The organism is Gracilimonas halophila (assembly GCF_042684365.1).
GTDB lineage: Bacteria > Bacteroidota > Rhodothermia > Balneolales > Balneolaceae > Gracilimonas > Gracilimonas halophila.
Map to the genome: position 1 here is coordinate 741 of NZ_JBHULI010000021.1, position 20,855 is coordinate 21,595.

A 20,855-nucleotide genomic window follows, 5' to 3' on the forward strand; every position below is an offset into this window, starting at 1 on the left:
CTGGTTAGTGACCTGTATTCCAACCCGGTGGCGGGCGCCGAGGTGACATTCCGTATTACCGCGGGCGGAGGCGAGTTTCCGGGCGGGGCTGCCGACACCGTTATGGTGACCAACAAGGACGGCATAGCAGTCTCCCCGGCGTGGACGCTGGGTACCACAGCCGGGGAGCAAACGCTGCGGGCTGAGGCAGGAGAACTGCCGGCCGTTGACTTTACCGCTACGGCTGTGGCCGAGGCCAATAGTGGTGAAATTACCACCATTGAAGCAGCACAGGGTAAGGTTGAGCCACACACCACGGAGGTTAGTTTGTCTGCATTCCTGATAGACCGCTATGAGAACCCGATTATAGACACCGAGGTTACCTTTGAGCTGGTTATGGCCCCTTCCGGTGCCTCCGGTATGGCCTTTAGAGCGGATTCAAGCGGCAGCCGTAAAGCTAAAGAAGCTCGGCAGGAAGTGGGTACAGACCGCTTTACGGTATCAACCGATACAGCGGGTAAGGCCGAGGTGCTATTTACCGTAGGCGACCGCTCTGGAGAATACCTGGTTGAAGCAACGGCCGCCGGCATAGGGGTGATACCTTTTGATATAACGGCGTATTCAAATGGTTTTAAGATCAATCAGAACTACCCGAATCCGTTTCGGGGTGTAACAACCGTGCCGGTGGATATAGAATCTGAGAGTCAGGTTCGCATGGAGGTGTTTGATGTGAGTGGCCGGCGGGTAAAGACGTTATACGACGGGCGATTACAACCGGGCTGGCACCGCATTGAATTTGACGGCCGGGATCTCCCCAGTGATGTCTACTGGGTACGAATGGTAGCCAGGAGTGAGGATGGAACATCGCATACAGGCACGATTTCTCTGACCCTTGTTAATCAATAAATCATGATATGTATAAATCACTATTATTTATTAAGATGATTAAAATTTTTTTATTCTTTATAGTAATTGTCGGCTTAAACGGTAAGTGTTGTCTAATTATGGCTCAAAACGGACAATCTGCTGTTCAATTTCTAAAAATTGAACCTGATGCCCGAGTTTCAGCTATTGGCGGGGCAGGAGTTACTATTTTAGATGGAGGCTTCGGTGGTTATTATAATCCGGCATCACTTGGCTGGCAGCAAGGTGTATCTGCTGGGTTCAGCTATTCTAATTGGTTACCCGGTATCACTAACGATGTTCGCTACAATAGATTTGCAGGAACGTATCAGATGGGGGCTAAAAGCTCATTGGCACTGTATATGACCTACTTAAATTTAGGTGAACAAATGGCTACTGATGAATCTAATGCAGAGCTTGGAACATTTTCGAATCAGCAAATGTCAACAGGATTGAGTTATGGTCGTGAAGTTAGCCGACGTTTGGCTTTAGGTGTAGGCGTAAAATATATTTATTCATCTATCGGATCGGGTCAAACAGTAATAGGGCAGGCAATAGATCCTGCCTGGAGCATAGCCGCCGATATTGGTGCCTTATGGCGTAGTGGTGAAATGAATATATTCGGTCAAAGTGGTGAATTCCGGGTAGGAAGTTCTTTAAGTCATGTAGGTTCAGGATTATCCTACCTTGGCGGCAAAAGTGTAGCACCGCTTCCTCAAACATTTCGGGTAGGGGTTGCAATGCAACGGGAATTAGGAGCTTCTGGTGACCAACAGCTAATTTTATCCCTTGATACAAGCCGGCTACTTGCCAGAATGCATAGAGAGGTTTCAGGTAGTGATACGAGTTGGACTAGTGCCGGAGCTTTAAGTTCATTGATAAAGGGTTGGGGCACAATTAAACGCTTTGATGGTATGGACACCGTGGAGTTGGGGTTCTTCGATCAGTTTACGATTGGTTTGGGTGCCGAATACTGGTTCCGTAATTTATTTGCTATTCGTAGTGGGTATTATTCAGAGCATCCAGACAATGGTGATCGAAGATTTATGACAATGGGTGCCGGGATACGTTATTTAAGTACAGAATTTGATCTTTCGTATTTGAAAACCGTTGAATCTGATCACCCTCTCGACGGTACACTTCGAGTTTCTTTAAGAATACATTTTGATGGTGGGTACAAAAAACCAAAAACTGTGAGTAAACAAGTCAGAAATTTAAAAAAGACTGTCATAACTACTAAAGATCAACCTGTAACAGATGTTAAAGTAATTGCAACGGATACTACAGATGTAAATCTATTTCAGAATAATCCTGATAGATCATTTGACATTTTAAAAGATTCAGTAACAACAGAAAGAATGAAAGGCGATCAGGTTACGATGCAAAATTTCAGTCAGGAATATGAAGATTTCGAGTATCGACAAGAAAAATTTCAGATCGTTGGGTTTCCTGTCATGTCTTCTCAATTAACACAAATACATCGGGACCGCTTATCGAAATTGATCGTACGGTTACAAAAAGAACCAGATCTTTCACTTAGGATTGTGGGGCATACTGATAATACAGGCTCAGACATGGTTAATCTAATGTTGTCTGAATCTAGGGCAAGGGCAGTCTGCCTGGAATTATTATCGTACGGAATTATTGACCCTGATCGGCTCTTGATCGAGGCAAAATCATCAAATTTACCGTTAGCAGGTAATAAAACTCTTAACGGAGGGAGGCTGAACCGTAAGGTTGATATAATACAAGAACAGGATTATAAGAATTTTGAAGCAGATTATGGAAGATATAAAGAACAAAGTAGTACTGTAAATTTTGCTACGCCAATAAACAAAGGAAACGAATTTTATTTTGATATGCTTAAATTAAAAGAAAATACTGTTACTGATCGTATTTTAGAGGAAGCCAAAAACTATTTGCGTAAAGGGCAAGCCCAAGTCATTGGAATTGCAGGGTTTGCAAACTACAGTGCAAGTTCATCGGAATTTATTAATGAAATAGTAAAAGCTCGATCAGAATTTATAAAAGAAAAACTTATAAGAGCTGGTGTAGCATCCCATAAAATAATTGTTATGCAACCAAATTCTAATGTATGGAATGAGGTCATTAATCCTATTCTATCTGATCAGTATGATGAACAACTTTGGTTGATTCCTGGATCTGCTGATAAATAAAAGGTTAAAAACCTCATAAATTTTACACCATCAATATAGGATATGATTAAAAAAATACACTTAATACTATTGACAACTATATCAATATGTGTTGGTTGTGTAGCTATTGTAAACGGACAGCCATTTGGAATAGATTTTTATGATATACAAAAAATTGAATCGCTAGATAATGGATATTTCAGAAACATAAATGATTTAGTAATAGATAACAATAACTTTGTTTGGTTGGCAACTGATGGTGGTTTAATTAGATACGATGGCGATCATTTTGTTTACTATAATGCTTCTACTACTGAAAATTTTTTTAAAAACTCAACCGTACATAAGGTAAAAAAATTTAATAACAAGTTATATTTGCTTAACCGAGACGAAGGATTACTAACATATGATCTAAATGACTCCATTTTTGAATATTTAACCAGAGAAAAGACTAATGATTTTACTATAGATGAAGATAACTCGTATCTCTATATTTTAGAAAGATCTTCAAAACTTTTAAAATTAAAGGGGGATGAAGTAGTAAGAGAAACTACATTACCTAAATCATCTTTTGGTATATTAGAGCATTTTTCTGACGGCTTGTTTATTGCATTAAAAGATACAGGATTACTTAGGTTAGATGAAAATTTTAAAGAGCTGCAAAATCTATCAGTTCGATTCAAATATCCAGTCCCATATGGATATAAAGAACAATTCTTAAGAACAGATGATGCCTTATTTTATGTTAGAGAAACGCTCGTGTCTAAAATAACTAATGATTTAACAAAACCGAGTTATAAACAACCATGCTCTGAGCATGATAAATATCTACGTTTAGGGCAACCACAAAGAAATTATGCAAGCTACAAGTTATTCAATTATACTTGTGATAATAAAATATATGTTAGTTATAAAAGTCTAGATGAAAAAAATACAAAATGGTTTAATTTACCAGCCCAATTAGATATAAGAGAGTTTTTAAAGATTAATAATAGTGATTTTTTGGTTGCTACAAATCAGGGATTATATTTACTAAGAAAAAAAACATCATATTTCAGTAATATTATTGACAGTGATTTAGCACAGGGAAATAGTCCAAGGGTTCGCAGAGCAATAATTGAAACCAAGAATGAAGAATTAATTCTGTTGGGTTACCCAAGTGTAATTAAATATAAAGCTAAAAAAGGTCCGGAACTTGTAGAGCCAAATTCAGAGTTTCTTTTTTTCGATGCTTTAAAATCTAAAGACTACATCTTTGCTACTTCCGAGGGCAATGGGATTATAAAATTAGATCTATCAGGTAAAATTATAGATCGTATTTATAGTGAGCATACGGTAAATAGTTTTTTTTATAGTATCGCAAAAATTGATAAAAACACTCTAATTGCAGGATCTGAAGGTATGGTAAGTATTATTACTGATGATTTTAAATCTATTGATGTAATTGATCTTACGAAATTATCTGATTATATCAATTCAGATACAAAAATACTTGATATTCTTGTAGACAAACAAGCAAGGGGTATTTGGTTAGCCTCTGAAGAAGGAGTACATCTGCTTGATAATGAACTGAATAAAGAAATTGGATTTTATTCATCGCGCGAGGAATCAAAAATTCGTCTGAAAAATACGACTACTACAAATTTACTACAAAGTGATAATGGCAACACTATTTTTATTGGTGGAAATAATGGCGTAGATGTAATTGATAATGAACATCAGAAATTCATTTCACATCTTGACTCTACAATGAACAGTAAAGTAGTGGCCATGTTATTTGATAACGACGGTAGATTGTGGATATCTACGTATGACGGGCTAATAATAAGTGCTAAAAATATTGAACAAACCTACTCTCTGAATAAAAGTCATGGGTTAATAAATCAAGAATATAATCTAAAATCCGCAGCAAAAACCCGAACTGGAAAGTTAGTTTTTGGTGGGTTAAATGGATATGATATTATTGACCCAACTTTTTTAGACAGTACTTTATTTAATAATAGTATAAATCTTACTAAAATTACACGTAGACAATTAGGAAAAACCAAAATTGAAGTTCCGGGTAATTATAATGATCAAATACGGGTAAAATTTGATGCTCACTCTGAGCTAATTCAGCTACACTTTTCAGTACTTGACATCGTGAATTCGCAAAATTATCGATTAGAGTATAAAATAGATGATAAAGATTGGTTGGCATTAAAGCCTGATAAAATTTTAATGTTAAACGGTTTAATAAGCGGTACCTACAAGTTGAGAATACGAGGTTATAATCCAGTAGGGGAGTTAATGAAAAAAGAGATTGTAATTACACTAGTTGCCTATGTCCCATTTTATTATAAAAAAGAATTTTATGGCGGAATAATAATCATATTAATGGCTTTGATGATTATGCTGATTTATACTATGTTAGTTAAATCACAAAACGAAAATAAAATTAAAGAGGCTATAGCAATTGATTTACATGATGTAGTAGGTACATCACTAACTAGAACAAGTATACTTGTACAAGAATATTTGGAAGATGGTAATAAGATACATAAGCGTATAAAAAAAAATTTGGAGGAGTCTAATTTTGCCCTTCGTTTATATATAGAATCAGTAACACGTCGCAGTTACAGTTACGATGAACTTAAGTCGGAAATTCATGACCTTATATATAAACATTTTGCTGGTACAGACATAAAAAATCATACTTTGTTTCGAAACACAGAAAGTAATAGTGATAAGGTAAGTAGTGAGTTAGTTAGAGATATCAAACTTGCAATTTTTGAATTAGTAAACAATACAAAAAAACATTCAAAAGGTTTTAATACTTATCTTAATTTAGAGATTATGAGGGATAAATTAAACATTGAGTACCAAGATGATGGGCATATAAGTAATGTTAAAGACATTAAATTTTCTGAAGGTTATGGGCTTCGCAATCTAAAAAAAAGGCTAAAAAAACATAATGGGAAAATCACTTTTGGCATTAACAAAAGTGGGCATGGCTTAAAGGTTATAATGAGTTTTCAAAGATCATAGAGATGTACCAAGTTGCGCTTATAGAAGATGATATAGAAATAGCTGAGTTGATAAAAAATAAATTAAATAACATAGAGTTTTTAAGCTCTATAGATATTTATGAAGGACCATTGACATATCTTAATTCGGGGAAAAAAGCTCCTATCATTCTTTTGGATATATTGATGCCAGAAATGAATGGTTTAAATGCAATTCCTATTCTTCTTGAGTATGATCCTGACGCACTAATCATTATGCATACAATAAAAAATAATTCTGAGACAATTTTTCAATCTATTAGGTCTGGTGCAGTTGGCTATATTGATAAACAGAGTTCAAATATAGATTACACAAAAGTATTTAGATCAATATTAAATGGTGGAGCTTATCTTACACCGAATGTAGCATATAAAATTGTTAATTATTTTCAAACGAAAAAAAATCAGTTTAATAGTCTAACAGATAGAGAGAATCAAATTACTGATAAAATTGTAGAAGCAAAGTCTTACAAAGACATTGCAGATGAACTGAACATTAGTATTAATACAGTTAGAATGCATATAAAAAATATTTATGGTAAGCTACAGATTAATTCAAAGTATGAACTTATAAAATTGACTAAGTCACGTTAGTCTATATATAGCTTTTAATTGCTAAAAAGCGATACCATAATTAGACAAAATGCTCCGTTTTTTTGAATTTTTGCCTTTGTCAGCTTCCTTAAAATTCGTCCGGTCTAAAGTGCAAAAACTCTTACTTTTGTTCTATGAAAAAATCTCGATTTACCGAATCCCAAATTATCTCTATTCTCTTCCAGCATGAACAGGGATGCAAAGTAGCCGATCTGGTTCGTGAACACGGAATTAGCCCAGCCACCTTTATAACTGGAAAGCCAAATACGGAGGTATGGGTGTCAGTGAGCTTACCCGACTGAAAGAACTGGAAGCCGAAAAACGCCGTCTGAAGCGTATGTATACTGATTTAAGCTTAGTCCATCATGCCCTGAAAGACGTGATGCAAAAAAGCTGTAATGGCGACCATGCAAGCAAGTTTTCAAACAGCTCACCAGCCTGTCTTTGAGTCAGCCCTTGTCCGTATAAGGCACTAACAAGCTTATCGGTCTCGGCTTGCTGGCTGCGTAGCAACGTCAACACTTTAGGATAGAATTCTCCATTGCGATCTCGGGGAATACGCAGTTCCAAAAGCTTTCCGTGGCCATAGACCCGGCCCGGGCGGTAGCCATTGCTTTTATTGCCTTCAGCAGACTCCAAATGCAATGCCCGCTCATGTTTCATCATCGCATTAAGGGTAAACTCTAATACTTCGTTGAGCCCGTTATCCTGCTTGATATGGTTGGTAATTAGATCATTGAGTAGTACTTTTGAGATAATCATTGGTCTTCTTGTGTTTTGGGTTCTTGGTTGGTTTGGACGCTGCCAAACCTACACAAGAAGACTTTTTTATTCTACCTACAGACACACTTTTCTGGCAAGTACCTAATTAGATCATTGAGTAGTACTTTTGAGACAATCATTGGTCTTCTTGTGTTTTTGGTTCCTGGTTGGTTTGGTCGCCGCCAAATCTATACGAGAAGACTTTTTTATATTTTACCAACAGACACACTTTTCTGGTAAGTACCCACAATAGTCCCAAAAGTACTTTAGGAACCCGTTAGAATTATCAAAAAATACACATCTTCATGTGTTTTTTAATGTATATGCGATACATATACTATTCAATACTAAAAATGGAATGTATTGTAAAACTTCATGTATTGTAGAACTTGTAGTAAAGAAGTCAAAGATGATAATACGATTTGTTCAAAGTGCGATAACCATATCCTTATGGGTAAGAGCTACTGTCCTGGGTGTGGAAAAGCTACAAGTTATCGAGAAGTACTCTGCTATATCTGCGGCCACAATCTTACCATAGAACTAAAATCTCTTAGTCGACTTGATATATCCCCCCAATATCGTCGCATTTACAGAAGTACAGATGAAAATCTAATCTTTGGAATTATGGCAGGGATAGCGCATAAGTATGGAACAAATAGAACTGTGCTCAGATTAACGGCTTTTTTATTAACGTTCCTGTTCGGTTATTATGGCACTATACTTGTACTAACATACATACTTTCTGTATTTCTCCCAGCTCTTCCGACGAAAAATATAAGGTAATGGTACATTTTTATGAGTAACATCCTGCATAAGTTCAATTTGGTATTTATTCCCATTATTCTTTCAGCAAATTCCGTATCAGGACAGATTGATGATAATTCAAGTAAATCTTTTCATGAGGTTACGGAAACATATCAAGATTCAAGTACTTCATACGCTAATAAAAAAGAGATTGGTGATATAGGAGATAGTGGAGGAATAATATTTCAGATTGTAAATACAAAAACAAATTACGAGTATACTGAAGCATATCAATTTGATTTACGGCAACGATTATATCACGATAATGGAGTCATAATCAATCAATTTGATCTAAACGGCTACACTGATTGGAGACTACCAAGTGCTGATGAGTTTTTGAAAATGATTAAATTAATAGATTTGGATATTGATGTAGGATTAGGAGGTGGTGCTAGGCCCTACTGGATAAATGAGTCTGCAAACTATAAAGACCACAGATGTACAGAAAATGGTCCAGTCCCCATGTTTTTAGTTTATTGGGTCGGCTTGGAGACTACATACTACCCTAACGGCAAGCCTTTCAAAAACATGGAAAACTGGATTCCAAAATGTCCGAATAAAAAATATTTTGTCAGACCAGTAAGGTCATATACAAAACAAAAAAGAAAACCATAAAATTATGAATATTGTATACCCCCTAATAGGAAAATAGCCTTTGATTAGGCTATTTTTTTTAGGTAATATCCACAATTGATAAAGGAAAAATGGTTGATGTCTTTTTTCCAAAATTTCGTCTATGTTTTGTCTGAATTTTGAGGAAGTTGTACTGCCTCTTTGCATTTCTTTAACTGTTACTCACCGAATTAATTTGTCTGGATGTTTTACTTACATAGGTTGTCAATGTCGTTATTCTGTTAAATTCGTTGGCACCTAATTTTAGATAAGCACCTATGTAAACAAAGTGTTTACGCGTTGATCGGATGTCCGCCACCTGGCTGCCATGCTGTGCTGTATTCGTTTAAAAAAGCAGGGGTCATGATAACCGACCATCATACGGCATCCAGGTAGTTCATGAAATTTTGTACCAGAGAAAAAGAGGCCGGCCGTGAAGTAATGGCCGACTGGTCCTGGATTGTACCTCCTATGAGCGCATCAACCATGGAAGTATTCCATAAGCAATGGCAGGATGAGGTGTTAGACCCAAACTTTTATTATCAGGAAAAGAAGTGGAAGAAAACCGCTGGTAAAAAATTAAAGGAGTGTCCTTACCATCTGAATTCGAATTAAATTAGATATCAACTATTCAATAAGTATTATCTTGCTTTTTACACTTTTTTGCATATTCAGTAGGGGTAGAGCCTGTCTTATCCTTAAACAATTTATAAAACGTAGTTTTGTTTGAAAACCCAATATCTTTAAGCAGGGCACTTACTGTATAGGTTTCAAAGTACCCTTCTTCAATTTTAGAAATTGCATCCTTTATCCGGTATTCATTGATCAGTTCGTTAAAGTTCATGCCGAAATGTTCATTGATAAGGTAGGATAACTTTCTGGCAGGAATGTTAAGCTCAGTGGCAAGGTCATTTAATTTTAATGAATTGGTTAGATATACGTTATCCTTTTCAAGTGCTTCTTTTAAAGCATTTATTTCTTCCTCAAACTCATTTCTATTCTCATTCTCTTTCGCATCATTATTTTGTTGGGCTTTACGTTGATAATTGTAAAGCCCTATCAAAGTTTCCGGAAAAACAAGAAGGTAGGCTGTATAAAAAATGAGTGTGCCGTTGAATAACGTAACGATGAGAAATTCGATCAGTCCACTCACTAAGGCTGAAGGCTGTAAAACCGGGAATAGATTTGTTAGTACGAAGCTGGAAAAACTAATGAGGTTTACGGATAAAGTAACACCGAAGAGTAAAATCCACTTGTAAATGCGCTGTTTAAAACCCTTGCTATTTACATTTTTATACAAGACATAAACCTTATGTTTGCGCAATAAGTGAATAATCAATAATGAATAGGTAAGACTGATAAGGGCTCTCACTACTGAGAATGTAGCCTCATCTACCATTCCAACGTTAGTAGTATATTCAAGCGTATTATCACTTAAAAGCTGTTTTACCACCTGTTTTTTAAACGTTGCAGATGAAAAATAGAAGGGAGCGTATTGTAAAAAACCCAACAAAAAAGGCACACTGTGCCAAATATCACTCTTGTGAAGCGCATTTTCATCATTTAATACAGACCTGATATATAGGTAACCAATAGCCGGGCTAATTAAAGAAAGGGGTAAAGTGGTTCTGTATAGATACCATAGATTTTCAATAAGTCCGGTGAAAACCAACAGATATAAAGCCAGCGCTGCAATGTTGATCCCGAAAAAAGTTATAAGCAAGCGGTTCGAAAACACCTGCCGGTCTTTTCGCACCAAAATCCGAATAATAAGCACCAATGACAACGCGATGACGCTAAGGTGTAAAACGGTAAAAAAAATAGACAATGGATTGTTCAAAGCTAAGACTTCTGCTGTATAATATCTTTATGTGTCAATAATACTGAATTCTTGACACCTAAAATAGGGTAATAGAGATGTTTATTAGTAGAAAATTGATATTATAAAAACTAAACTAAACCTGAATAAACTCAGTTCCAGAAACCTCCATATGGTGCTGAAACAGACCATTCTTAGAGGAAATTAATTGTACAACCCTTAGCATGAAATTCAGGGCATCTTTTGCAATTAAATTTTTAATAAAACTGACATCTTTGTCCCCATGAAATCAAGAAAAAAATTTCTAAAAACCATTGCTGCCGGTTTATCTTTAGGTTGGTTATTTACAGACAATTCTCAGGCTGCTAATGTTGACGACTTGCCAGCAAATAGCCTGGCAACAGAACCATATATCGGCACTGTGGCACTTTTCGCGTTTAATTTTGCACCAAATGGCTGGATGCCTTGCGACGGGCGTTTACTTTCAATAAGTGAGTACGATACCCTTTACAGTCTTCTGGATACTATTTATGGTGGAGATGGCCGAACTACCTTTAGGCTACCCGACTTACGTGGACGGGTACCTATTGGAACCGGACAAATGCCAGGGGGGAGTAATTACCTGCTGGGTGCACAGGGAGGTACAGAGACAAATACGCTTAATGAGGCTCAACTTCCAAGCCACAGTCATAGTTTAAATGTGTCCGGTAATCCGGGTACTTCTTACGAGGCTGCAGGAAACCTGCCTGCGGCAAACCGCGATGGTATTTTGCATTATGCTGAAACATCTGATAATACCATGGGAAATCAAGCGATATCAGCAACGGGAAGCGGGCAAGCAGTTAATAACATGCAACCTTACCTAAGTCTAAACTACTGTATAGCCGTAACCGGCCTGTACCCACCGACTCCATAATTGGCATACGGGTATAAAAAATTAATAATCAATAAATACACTTAAATAACAATATGATTTCATCAATCTGGCAGGTGTTAAATAGATCTGCACTCGGGTATATGTTCATAAGCTTCCTTATAATGGCAAGCGGGCAAGCATATGCACAAACATTTTTAATAAGCAGTAACAGCCAGAATGCTGTTCAGGTGTTATCTGATGAAGGCATAGCAGATCTAAATGTAGATGGGGCCGTTAGCCCCTGGGGTATATCTGCTGACCCTGGTGAAAATAAGATCTACTGGAGTAATGTCACCGAAGGATCGATCAGGAGGGCTGATACAGATGGAACGAACTCAGAAACCGTACTAACCGAACTTGATGTGCCCAGGGGGGTTGCCGTAGATGCCGGCAGCAACAAGTTATTTTGGGCAGAGGCTGGAAGCAGTACCCCGGCCATTCGTGGTTTAGATCTTGGAAGTGAAAATGCAGTGATTGAGGATATAGTTACAACCAATATAACCTCCCCCTATCACATCGCGTTAGATTCTGTAAACAGCTACATCTACTGGGTAGATAATGCCCTGGATGCCAAACATATCAAGCGGGCCAGTTACGATGGAACGACGGTTGAAACGGTGATCTCTGAGGTGAAACAGGTATCTGGTATTACGCTCGATTTAGCCAGCGATAAGATCTTTTGGGGAGATTTTGAAGATGACAAGATCTACAGTGCCAGTACAACCGGCGTGGATAGCAATATTCAAACAGTACATGCAATGAGCGAAGAGGCAAGCCCCTGGGCTCTGCAATTCGATCCAGAGGCTGAACGGTTACTCTGGTCTGATTATTTAACCGGTACCTTGAATCAGCTGGATCTAAACAGCGGTACTGTGACCAATGTTTCTTCCAGTGCCCCATCCGTATCCGGTATATCAACGTATAACCTCTCAGGTCAAAATGCAGCACCGGCATATTCAGGAGGCAGCGGTACCGAGGCTGATCCTTACAAGATCGCAACTCAACAAGATTTAATTGACCTTTCCAATACCCCCGCAGATTGGGATAAACATTTTATTCAAACCGCAGACATTGTATTCAACAGCGACTCTACACAATTAGATTGGGACGGGGATGGTACCGCTGATTGGGATGCTGAGGATCAGAAAGGGTTTACACCTATAGGTACAGGTGATGATAGCTTTACTGGCTCATATAGTGGCGAAAATCACACTATATCAAGACTGTACATTAACCGTGAGAATGCACTTTATATCGGGTTGTTTGGGGTTTTAAATGGTGGGGATATTAAAAATGTAGGCCTGCTGAATGTTGATATAAAAGGAGAAGACAGAACGGGTGGTCTTGTTGGATATGTATCTGATAATAGTTTAGTTGCCGATACTTATGTGACAGGCAAAATCTCTGGAGGAACTGTGGTAGGAGGTTTGATAGGATATGCTGGAAATGGAGAGATCAATAATAGTTATGCAAATACCAATGTGGAAGCTACCGGTGATAATGTTGGTGGTCTTATTGGTGACAACAGTGCAAAAGTAAGTAATGCCTATGCCCAGGGGGTAGTAAGCGGTAATAAAAATGTGGGGGGGCTTATCGGTTTAATAAGAGATTCAGACATTTCTAATGTGTATGCCACAGCCGAAGTTTCTGCAAATGAGAATATTGGTGGTTTAATTGGCGGAAAACTAAACACAAACACCTCCGATTTAAGCGGGAACACAGCGTTCTGGGATGTGGAAACCAGTGGTGTTGGGAGTGCCGGTAATGATAACTTCGGAGCCACCGGTAAAACCACAGCCGAGCTTAAAACCCTCTCCACCTTCACCGATGCCGGCTGGGATTTTACCGGTGAGACGGCCAATGGAACGGACGATATCTGGACGATCAAAGAACCAGGCAGCGGCTATATCTCGTATCCTTATTTATCTGGCTTAACATATGATGCCCCGGAAGCCAACCCGGCCGTCAATCCTATTCCGGGCTTAAGTAAATTACCGTACGCCGGCGGCAGCGGCACCGAAGCCGATCCCTACCAGATCGAAACTTGGGAGCATTTGCACAATGTGCGCCAAAACCTCGATGCCCACTTTGTGCTGAATAACGATTTGGATGAGAACACAGCGGGCTATGCCACCTACGTCAAAGACGGCGAAACCCTGGCCAATGACGGCAAGGGGTGGGAGCCGATTGGGGACTCAAATACACCATTTCAAGGAAAATTTAATGGAGGAGGCTTCCTCATTAGTTCGCTGGAAATGTACCGCCGTCCCCAGGATGAGATAGGTCTTTTTGGCTGGATAGGGTCTTCCGGAGACGTAGCACGTCTTGGTGTCTCTGTACAGATCAGCGATGGCAGCAATGGCGCTGGCGGCGATTCCTCGGTTGGTGGCTTAGCGGGCGTTAATTTTGGAAGTATCCAGGAAGTATATGTGCAAGGCCTGGTCATTGGTACCACTTATGTTGGTGGGTTAGTTGGGGCCAATGAAGGTACGATAGAAAACAGCTATGCCACAGCATCGGTAAAAGGGGATGTTGTTGCCGGGTTTGCAGGCATGAATTCTGCTACAATCAATAACAGCTATAGCACAGGCTTTGTTACCCCGGAAGGCGGAAAAAGTGCCACTTATGGCGGTTTTGTAGCCTTATTTGGGGGGGGGACAGTAACCAATGCCTACTGGGATATTGATCTTTCACAGGTCGGTATATCAGACGCCGGGGAAGGGAAAACAACGGCCGAGATGAAAACCTTGAGTACCTTTACCAACTGGGATTTTGATACCGTATGGGCTATAAAAGAAGGCGCTTCCGTCTCCACCCCCTACCTGCAGAATGCGGTGCAGGAGCCCGCCCCTGGGCTGGTCGAATACTTTGCGGGTGGTAGTGGTACGTTAGAAGATCCCTACCAGATCGAAACCTGGGAGCACCTGCATAATATCCGCTTTGCCCCGGAAGCCCATTTCCAGCTGATGAATGATCTGACCCCGGCAACTAATGGCTATACCACCTATGTTGAGGATGAAAATGGCCTGGTGGACGACGGAAAAGGATGGCTGCCCATTGAGTCATTAACCGGCACCCTGGATGGTAGCCATAGCGAAGGCATATTTACGATTAGCGGGCTAAAAATAAACCGCCCTGCTGCAAGTGCAGGCGTGGGGCTGTTTGCCGAACTTGGGAAAACGGCTAATATCACAGAGCTTCTGGTTAAAGATGCTGACATTACAGGTAACAATGGTGTAGGCATTATTGCAGGAAATAGCGCGGGCGTTGTATTACGAGTGGGTGCATTGGGCACTGTACAAGCCAATAGCTCAGCTGGCGGTCTTGTAGGTATTCTTACCTTTCAAACCAGTCAAACCGAAACACCTACCATAGAAAAGTCTTTTGCAGATGTTGCGGTAACAGCTGCAAACGACATAGCTGGTGGTTTGGTGGGTTGGGTCGCTGCCAGCAATCAAGGGGCTATATTAGATGCTTATGCCACCGGTACGGTAACAGCAAATGATAAAGTAGGTGGCTTGGTAGGTTTATTGGACAATTCCAGTTTAGCCAGAACCTATGCAACAGGGCAGGTAACAGCCAATGCCGATTCTCCCACAGAGGTAGGCGGACTTGCCGGCGGAGTGTTTGATTTAAACCAAGCTATGGTTAAAGGCAGTCTCTACGACACGCAAACAACCGGGCAGGGGTATGATTCGGACACCGATGTCGGTATCGGTAAAACCACCGCCGAAATGAAATCCATAGATACATATAACGGCATTACCGAAACCAGCTGGGATTTTGATAATGTATGGCAAATGAAGGATCCGACAAGCGGATATAAGACCTACCCCTACTTACAGGCATTCGAGTATGATGAGCCGGAAGCTGAGATTGTGATCACTACCTTACCGGGCCTGGAAGCGTTGCCCTACGCAGGCGGCAGCGGCACCGAGGCGGATCCTTTCCAGATCGAAACCTGGGAGCACCTGCATAACGTGCGTGAAAACCTGGATGCTCACTTTGTGCTGAACAACGACCTGGATGAGAATACCGCCGGCTACGCGACCTACGTGAAAGACGGCGAGACCCTGGCCAATGACGGCAAGGGGTGGGAGCCGATTGGGCTTGGAAATGGTTTTGGTGACCAATTTTCCGGTGTGTTCGATGGGGGAGGTCACGAGATCAGTGGGTTAGTTATCCAAGATCCTGAAACAGATTTTATTGGGTTTTTCTCAATTTTAAAAGGTGCAATTAGCAATGTTCAGTTTTCCAATGTAGATGTAACGGGGAAAGCTTTGGTAGGTTCTGTTACTGGATATAGTTATACAAAAACAGCACGTATTGAGAACATTAGATCAGAAGGTTCTATAACGGGTAATGAAAATGTTGGAGGCTTGGTAGGCACAAACTGGAGCCTTATTCAAAATGTTAGCTTTACAGGGTCGGTCACAGGTGAAGAAGGAGAAGATGGATATTATACCGGAGGTCTTGTAGGTATTAATGAAGAACAGGGGGTCATACAAGCAGCCTATGCTCGAGTAAGCGTGACTGGAGATGAAGGAGTTGGAGGGCTTGTGGGTTATAATACTGATGAATGGGCGGGCGAGGCAGAGGGTAGAATCATTGATGCCTACGTGACAGGCAGTGTAACCGGTAATAGTCAAGTTGGCGGTGCCGTAGGTGCCAATGATACCGAGCTGAATCGTGTCTATGCATCAGTTAGCGTAACCGGGAACAGCGATACCGGAGGTCTTGTAGGAATTGCACTAAATGATCCAGGTAACATCATCGGTTCATTTTGGGATACAGAAGTTTCAGGACAAACCAGCAGTGCGGGAAATGGCGGCACCGGTAAAACCACAGCCGTGCTTAAAACCCTCTCCACCTTCACCGATGCCGGCTGGGATTTTACAGACGGCACAGGAGTATGGGCGATTGAACAGGGCAATAGTGTATCATACCCGTATCTGCAGGCCCTGAGTTACGATGAGCCCGGGGCTACACCGGAGGTAAACCCCATTCCGGGGCTAAAACTGTTTCTTCTTGCAGAAAATGGAGTGACGGTACTATGCAAAAATGCGAGCATAGGTAACACAGGTGAAGTACGCATAAATGGGACGGCAGTGACATTTACTAAGCGTGCTGCCACTGATATAACAGTTGATAATGCAGCTACAACCTGTACTTCTGGGATCACTGATATGAGCGCTCTTTTTAAAGATAGTAACTTTAATCAGGATATAAGTAGCTGGGATGTAAGCTCGGTGACGAATATGGCAGAAATGTTTAGTGGCAATAGTGAATTTAACCAGGATATAGGAAGTTGGGATGTGAGTTCTGTAACCGATATGCGTTCAATGTTTTATGGGGCCACAGCCTTTAACCAGGATATAGGAAGTTGGGATGTAACCTCGGTGACAGATATGTCTGACATGTTTCTTAGCTCCTTTGCATTTAACCAGGACATAGGCAGTTGGGATGTAAGCTCGGTGACGGATATGTCAGGTATGTTTCAATCTGCCAAAGTCTTCAACCATGATATAGGCAACTGGAATGTAAGTTCAGTGAAGGATATGTCACTGATGTTTTCCTTTTCTTCTTTTAACCAGGATATAGGCAAATGGGGGGAGAAAGTAAGCTTTGTTACCAATATGCATTGGATGTTTAAAGAAAACAATAATTTCAATCAGGATATAAGTAGTTGGGATGTGAGCTCGGTGACGGATATGTCTGGAATGTTTTCGGATGCTACTGCCTTTAACCAGGATATAGGCAGTTGGGATGTGAGTTCGGTGACAGATATGTCTGACATGTTTCTTGCGGCCACAGCCTTTAACCAGGATATAGGAAGTTGGGATGTGAGTTCTGTAACCGATATGAACGTAATGTTTGCTATCGCAGAAAACTTTAACCAAGATCTAAGTGGGTGGTGTGTAGAGCAGTTTAACAAAGAACCCCAATATTTTTCTGCAGATGCGGCTGCATGGGATAACGCCTATAAACCAGTGTGGGGTAGCTGTCCAGTGGCTTCTTCAATACTATACGCCGGCGGCACCGGCACCGAGGCCGATCCCTATCAGATCGAAACCTGGGAGCACCTGCATAACGTTCGTGAAAACCTGGATGCTCACTTTGTACTGAACAACGACCTGGATGAGACGACTGAAGGCTACGCGACCTACGTGAAAGACGGCGAGACCCTGGCCAATGACGGGAAGGGCTGGGAGCCGATTGGCACCAAAGGCACAGAATTTACGGGCGCCTTTAACGGTGGCGGCCATACCATAGCCGGGCTGCATATCCAGCGTTCTGCCACTGATTTTGTAGGGCTATTTGGGGCCACGGGTTTTGGAACGATCGAAGATCTGGGGCTGGTAAATGTTGATATTACCGGGGCAGATAAGGTGGGAAGTATTGCAGGTAGTCTTAGCGGCCCGCTAACAACGTCCTATGCAACTGGGGCTGTATCAGGCGAAGCAAATGTTGGCGGCCTGGCGGGAGAGCTTTATGGGTATATGGGAAATGTGTACAGTCTGGTAGATGTGTCCGGAGATAGCTATGTAGGCGGGCTGGTCGGGTTGAATGATGTAACAGTTGTAAATGCATATGCTGCGGGGGCCGTAGAAGGAGATAGCAACGTTGGTGGATTAATGGGGTATTCCACCAACCCATTAGCGATAGGCAGTTTCTGGGACACGCAAACCTCAGGGCAGCAGAGTAGTGCCGATGGCACCGGCAAAACCACGACCGAGCTCAACACCCTGGCGACCTTTACCACCGGCCTGGGAGAACAAGCCTGGGATGTTGAACAGGTATGGCAGATCATGGAGCCTGGAAGCGACTATGTGTCCTACCCCTACTTGCGCGGTTTTGCCTATGACGAGCCGGGCGCAGAGCCGGCAGTAAACCCCATTCCGGGCCTGGAAGCGCTAAGCCCGGCGCCCGTGGTGCTGGCGACCACGCCGGCCGATGGGGCGGAGCAGGTGGCGGTGGACGCGCAGATCCGGGTGAGCTACGACCAGCCGGTGGAGGCGGTGGACCTGACGGGGGTTGTGCTGAGTGACGCCTCTGGAGCTGCAGTGACCGGAGTGAGCGCGGCCGTGGCCGATTCGGGGTTGACCCTCAGCCATGGCGGGCTGGCCGGCGGGGCGGCCTACCGGGTGACGGTGCCGGCCGGGGCCGTGGCCAACCTGGACGGGATCCCCGGGGCAGAAGTAAGCTGGGGCTTTGCCACTGAGCAGCTGGTGCCGGAGGCGGTTACGCTGCTAAGCCCGCAGGACGGGGCAGGAAGTATTGAGGTGCTGGCCAGCTTCCAGTGGAGCCCATCGGAGGGAGCCGAGCGGTATCACCTGCAGGTTTCCGGCGCCGATGAGCTCGTGGTTGATATCGATTCGCTTGAAAGAGACACCTACACCCTGGCGGACTCCCTGGACTATGGAGTTTCCTACAGCTGGCGGGTGCGAGCGGGCAACCAGGCCGGGTGGACGGGGTGGAGCGAGGCGTTTGAGTTTGTCAGCGAGGCTGCGGCCCCGGCACTGCTCTTTCCGGCGGCCAATGCGGCGGGGGTGAGTATTGCCCCGCAGCTGGAGTGGAGCGGGGAGGCTGGCGGCGGCCCGTGGCGGGTGCAGCTGGCGGGCCCGGCGGGTTTCCAGCAGGCGCTGGTCGATACGCTTTTAGGGCAGCCCAGGTATTGGGTAACGGGCCTGGAGGAGGCGATGGGGTACACCTGGCGGGTACGTGTAGAAACCGAGGGAACCACCAGCGGGTGGGCAGAGGGGGCGTTTACGACGCGTTCTGCGCCTGATCCGGTAGCGATCAATGGATATACCATTGGTTTTGATGGGGTTACTGCCAGCGATTACCGGCTGATCTCGCTGCCGGGGTCGGGGTCGGTAGATCCGAAGCAGTTATTTGAGGGGGAATATGGCACGCAGTGGCGCCTTGTGTGGGATAACGGGGAGGATGCGAACTATTTTGAGGAATACAATGCGCAGACCAATCCGTATGGATTGGAGCCGGGGAAGGCCTATTGGGCCTTAAGCCGGGAAGATGTGCCCATTACGCGGACCTCAGAAAGTGTGCCCCTTAACGCCAGAGATGCCTATGCGATTGGGTTGCACTCAGGCTGGAACCTGATCGCCAACCCGTTCACGCACCCGGTTAGCTGGGGCGAGGTGCAGCAGCTTAACGGTTTGGAGGAGGCCCTTTGGGGCTACAATGGAAGTTATGCGGCTTCGGAGGAGTTGGAGCCGCTATCCGGGTATTATGTGTACAATGATCCGGAGGCACCCCACGACAGCCTGCTGATACCGTATAGCCCGCCGGGGCGTCAGAAAAGTAAGCGCGCGCTGCGGGCACAGGGTCAAGCGCAGGCCAAACGTAAGGCCACTGTAAGTAGCCGAAGTATGCGGCTGAAAGCGCAGGCGGTGGATGCCGATGCGGCCATGAAGGTAGATATTGTGATGGCAGCAGGGAATGGTGCGGGGCAGCTTAAACGGCACCCGTCTATTGAGCTGGCCGAGCATGCCCTGATGGTCAAGGATGAGGGGCTCAGGCGCGGTGGCTGGGCGGGTCTAACCCTGGAGGATCCGGGCGCCATTACCTCTGAAACGGTGGTCTTTAAAGGCCCGGTTGGCCAGAGCTACCGGGTATCGGTGGAGGTTCCGGAATCGCTGAGGGGGATGGCGGTGCTGCTGAAGAATACCGTCAGCGATGTGACGTGGCTGGTGCGCCCCGGGGCTGCGGAGCGGCTAACGCTGACCGAGCCGGCCAGCGAGTACCAGGTGTATGTGGGGCAGGAGGAGGCCTTGCTGGATATGCAGGAGCAGATGATCCCGACGCAGATAGAGCTCAGGGATAACTACCCGAACCCGTTTAATCCGGTTACGAACATCCAGTATTCGATACCCGAACGGCAGCATGTGCGCTTAGAGGTATATGATGTGCTTGGCCGGCGGGTGCAGGTGCTGGTGGATGAGGAGCAGCCGGCCGGGTATTACACCTTCCAGTTTGATGCCGGCCGTTTAGCCAGCGGGGTGTACCTATACCGCATGCAAACCGGCGGGACGGTTAAAACCGGGCGCATGACCCTGGTTAAGTAGAACAGACAACAAAGCAAGAACCCGATATAAACAGGACAAGCAAATGTATGTAGAATCAACGATAACGGTAAGCAAGAGTTCCCGCTGGCTCATGGGGATGTGGATCGGCCTCATGGTGCTGCTGATGACAAAGCCGGCGGCGGCGCAACATAGCCATAGCCATTCGGTCGTGGTTAGATC

10 protein-coding genes and 2 pseudogenes are annotated in these 20,855 nt (G+C 43.2%); 10 read left to right on the plus strand and 2 right to left on the minus strand.

The annotated features are described in order from the left end of the window. The 5 genes and pseudogenes from ACFSVN_RS05015 to ACFSVN_RS05035 form a co-directional block, all read left to right on the plus strand. Window positions 1–885: pseudogene (locus ACFSVN_RS05015) on the plus strand (hypothetical protein); the annotation flags it as partial. An 8-nt stretch (window positions 886–893) separates the two neighbouring features. Beyond that, window positions 894–3,059: a PorV/PorQ family protein gene (locus ACFSVN_RS05020; RefSeq protein WP_390299523.1), complete on the plus strand. Its 2,166-nt coding sequence runs from the start codon at window positions 894–896 to the stop codon at window positions 3,057–3,059. Between the two features lie 42 nt (window positions 3,060–3,101). Next, the gene (locus tag ACFSVN_RS05025) at window positions 3,102–6,065 is read left to right on the plus strand and encodes a two-component regulator propeller domain-containing protein (protein WP_390299526.1); all 2,964 of its coding nucleotides are present in this window, start codon (window positions 3,102–3,104) and stop codon (window positions 6,063–6,065) included. A 2-nt stretch (window positions 6,066–6,067) separates the two neighbouring features. Continuing rightward, window positions 6,068–6,676 carry a LuxR C-terminal-related transcriptional regulator gene (locus tag ACFSVN_RS05030; protein WP_390299529.1) on the plus strand — a complete coding sequence of 203 codons (609 nt, stop codon included), beginning with the start codon at window positions 6,068–6,070 and terminating at the stop codon, window positions 6,674–6,676. Window positions 6,677–6,810: 134 nt separating this feature from the next. Beyond that, window positions 6,811–7,067 (plus strand): annotated as a pseudogene (locus ACFSVN_RS05035) (transposase); the annotation flags it as partial. Here the strand turns inward: ACFSVN_RS05035 and ACFSVN_RS05040 are convergent. Further along, window positions 7,040–7,438: a transposase gene (locus ACFSVN_RS05040; RefSeq protein WP_390299532.1), complete on the minus strand. Its 399-nt coding sequence runs from the start codon at window positions 7,436–7,438 to the stop codon at window positions 7,040–7,042. The pseudogene ACFSVN_RS05035 and the gene ACFSVN_RS05040 overlap by 28 nt on opposite strands. Window positions 7,439–7,813: 375 nt before the next feature. Between ACFSVN_RS05040 and ACFSVN_RS05045 the strand changes: the two genes are divergently transcribed. From ACFSVN_RS05045 to ACFSVN_RS05055, 3 genes are all read left to right on the plus strand, one after another. Next, window positions 7,814–8,221 carry a PspC domain-containing protein gene (locus ACFSVN_RS05045; RefSeq protein WP_390299535.1) on the plus strand — a complete coding sequence of 136 codons (408 nt, stop codon included), beginning with the start codon at window positions 7,814–7,816 and terminating at the stop codon, window positions 8,219–8,221. A gap of 12 nt (window positions 8,222–8,233) precedes the next feature. Beyond that, window positions 8,234–8,857 (plus strand): hypothetical protein, encoded by a 624-nt coding sequence (locus tag ACFSVN_RS05050; RefSeq protein ID WP_390299538.1) that lies wholly within the window; start codon window positions 8,234–8,236, stop codon window positions 8,855–8,857. Window positions 8,858–9,253: 396 nt separating this feature from the next. Continuing rightward, on the plus strand, window positions 9,254–9,469 hold the full coding sequence (locus ACFSVN_RS05055; protein ID WP_390299541.1) for a nitric oxide synthase oxygenase: 216 nt from the start codon (window positions 9,254–9,256) through the stop codon (window positions 9,467–9,469). 16 nt (window positions 9,470–9,485) lie between these two features. On the opposite strand, the gene ACFSVN_RS05060 is transcribed toward ACFSVN_RS05055, so the two are convergent. Then, a complete protein-coding gene (locus tag ACFSVN_RS05060; protein ID WP_390299544.1) occupies window positions 9,486–10,682 on the minus strand; it encodes a helix-turn-helix domain-containing protein in 1,197 nt (398 codons plus the stop codon). A 274-nt stretch (window positions 10,683–10,956) separates the two neighbouring features. Between ACFSVN_RS05060 and ACFSVN_RS05065 the strand changes: the two genes are divergently transcribed. Continuing rightward, on the plus strand, window positions 10,957–11,589 hold the full coding sequence (locus ACFSVN_RS05065) for a phage tail protein (protein ID WP_390299547.1): 633 nt from the start codon (window positions 10,957–10,959) through the stop codon (window positions 11,587–11,589). Window positions 11,590–11,642: 53 nt separating this feature from the next. Further along, a complete protein-coding gene (locus ACFSVN_RS05070; RefSeq protein ID WP_390299550.1) occupies window positions 11,643–20,675 on the plus strand; it encodes a BspA family leucine-rich repeat surface protein in 9,033 nt (3,010 codons plus the stop codon). Window positions 20,676–20,855: the final 180 nt, after the last annotated feature.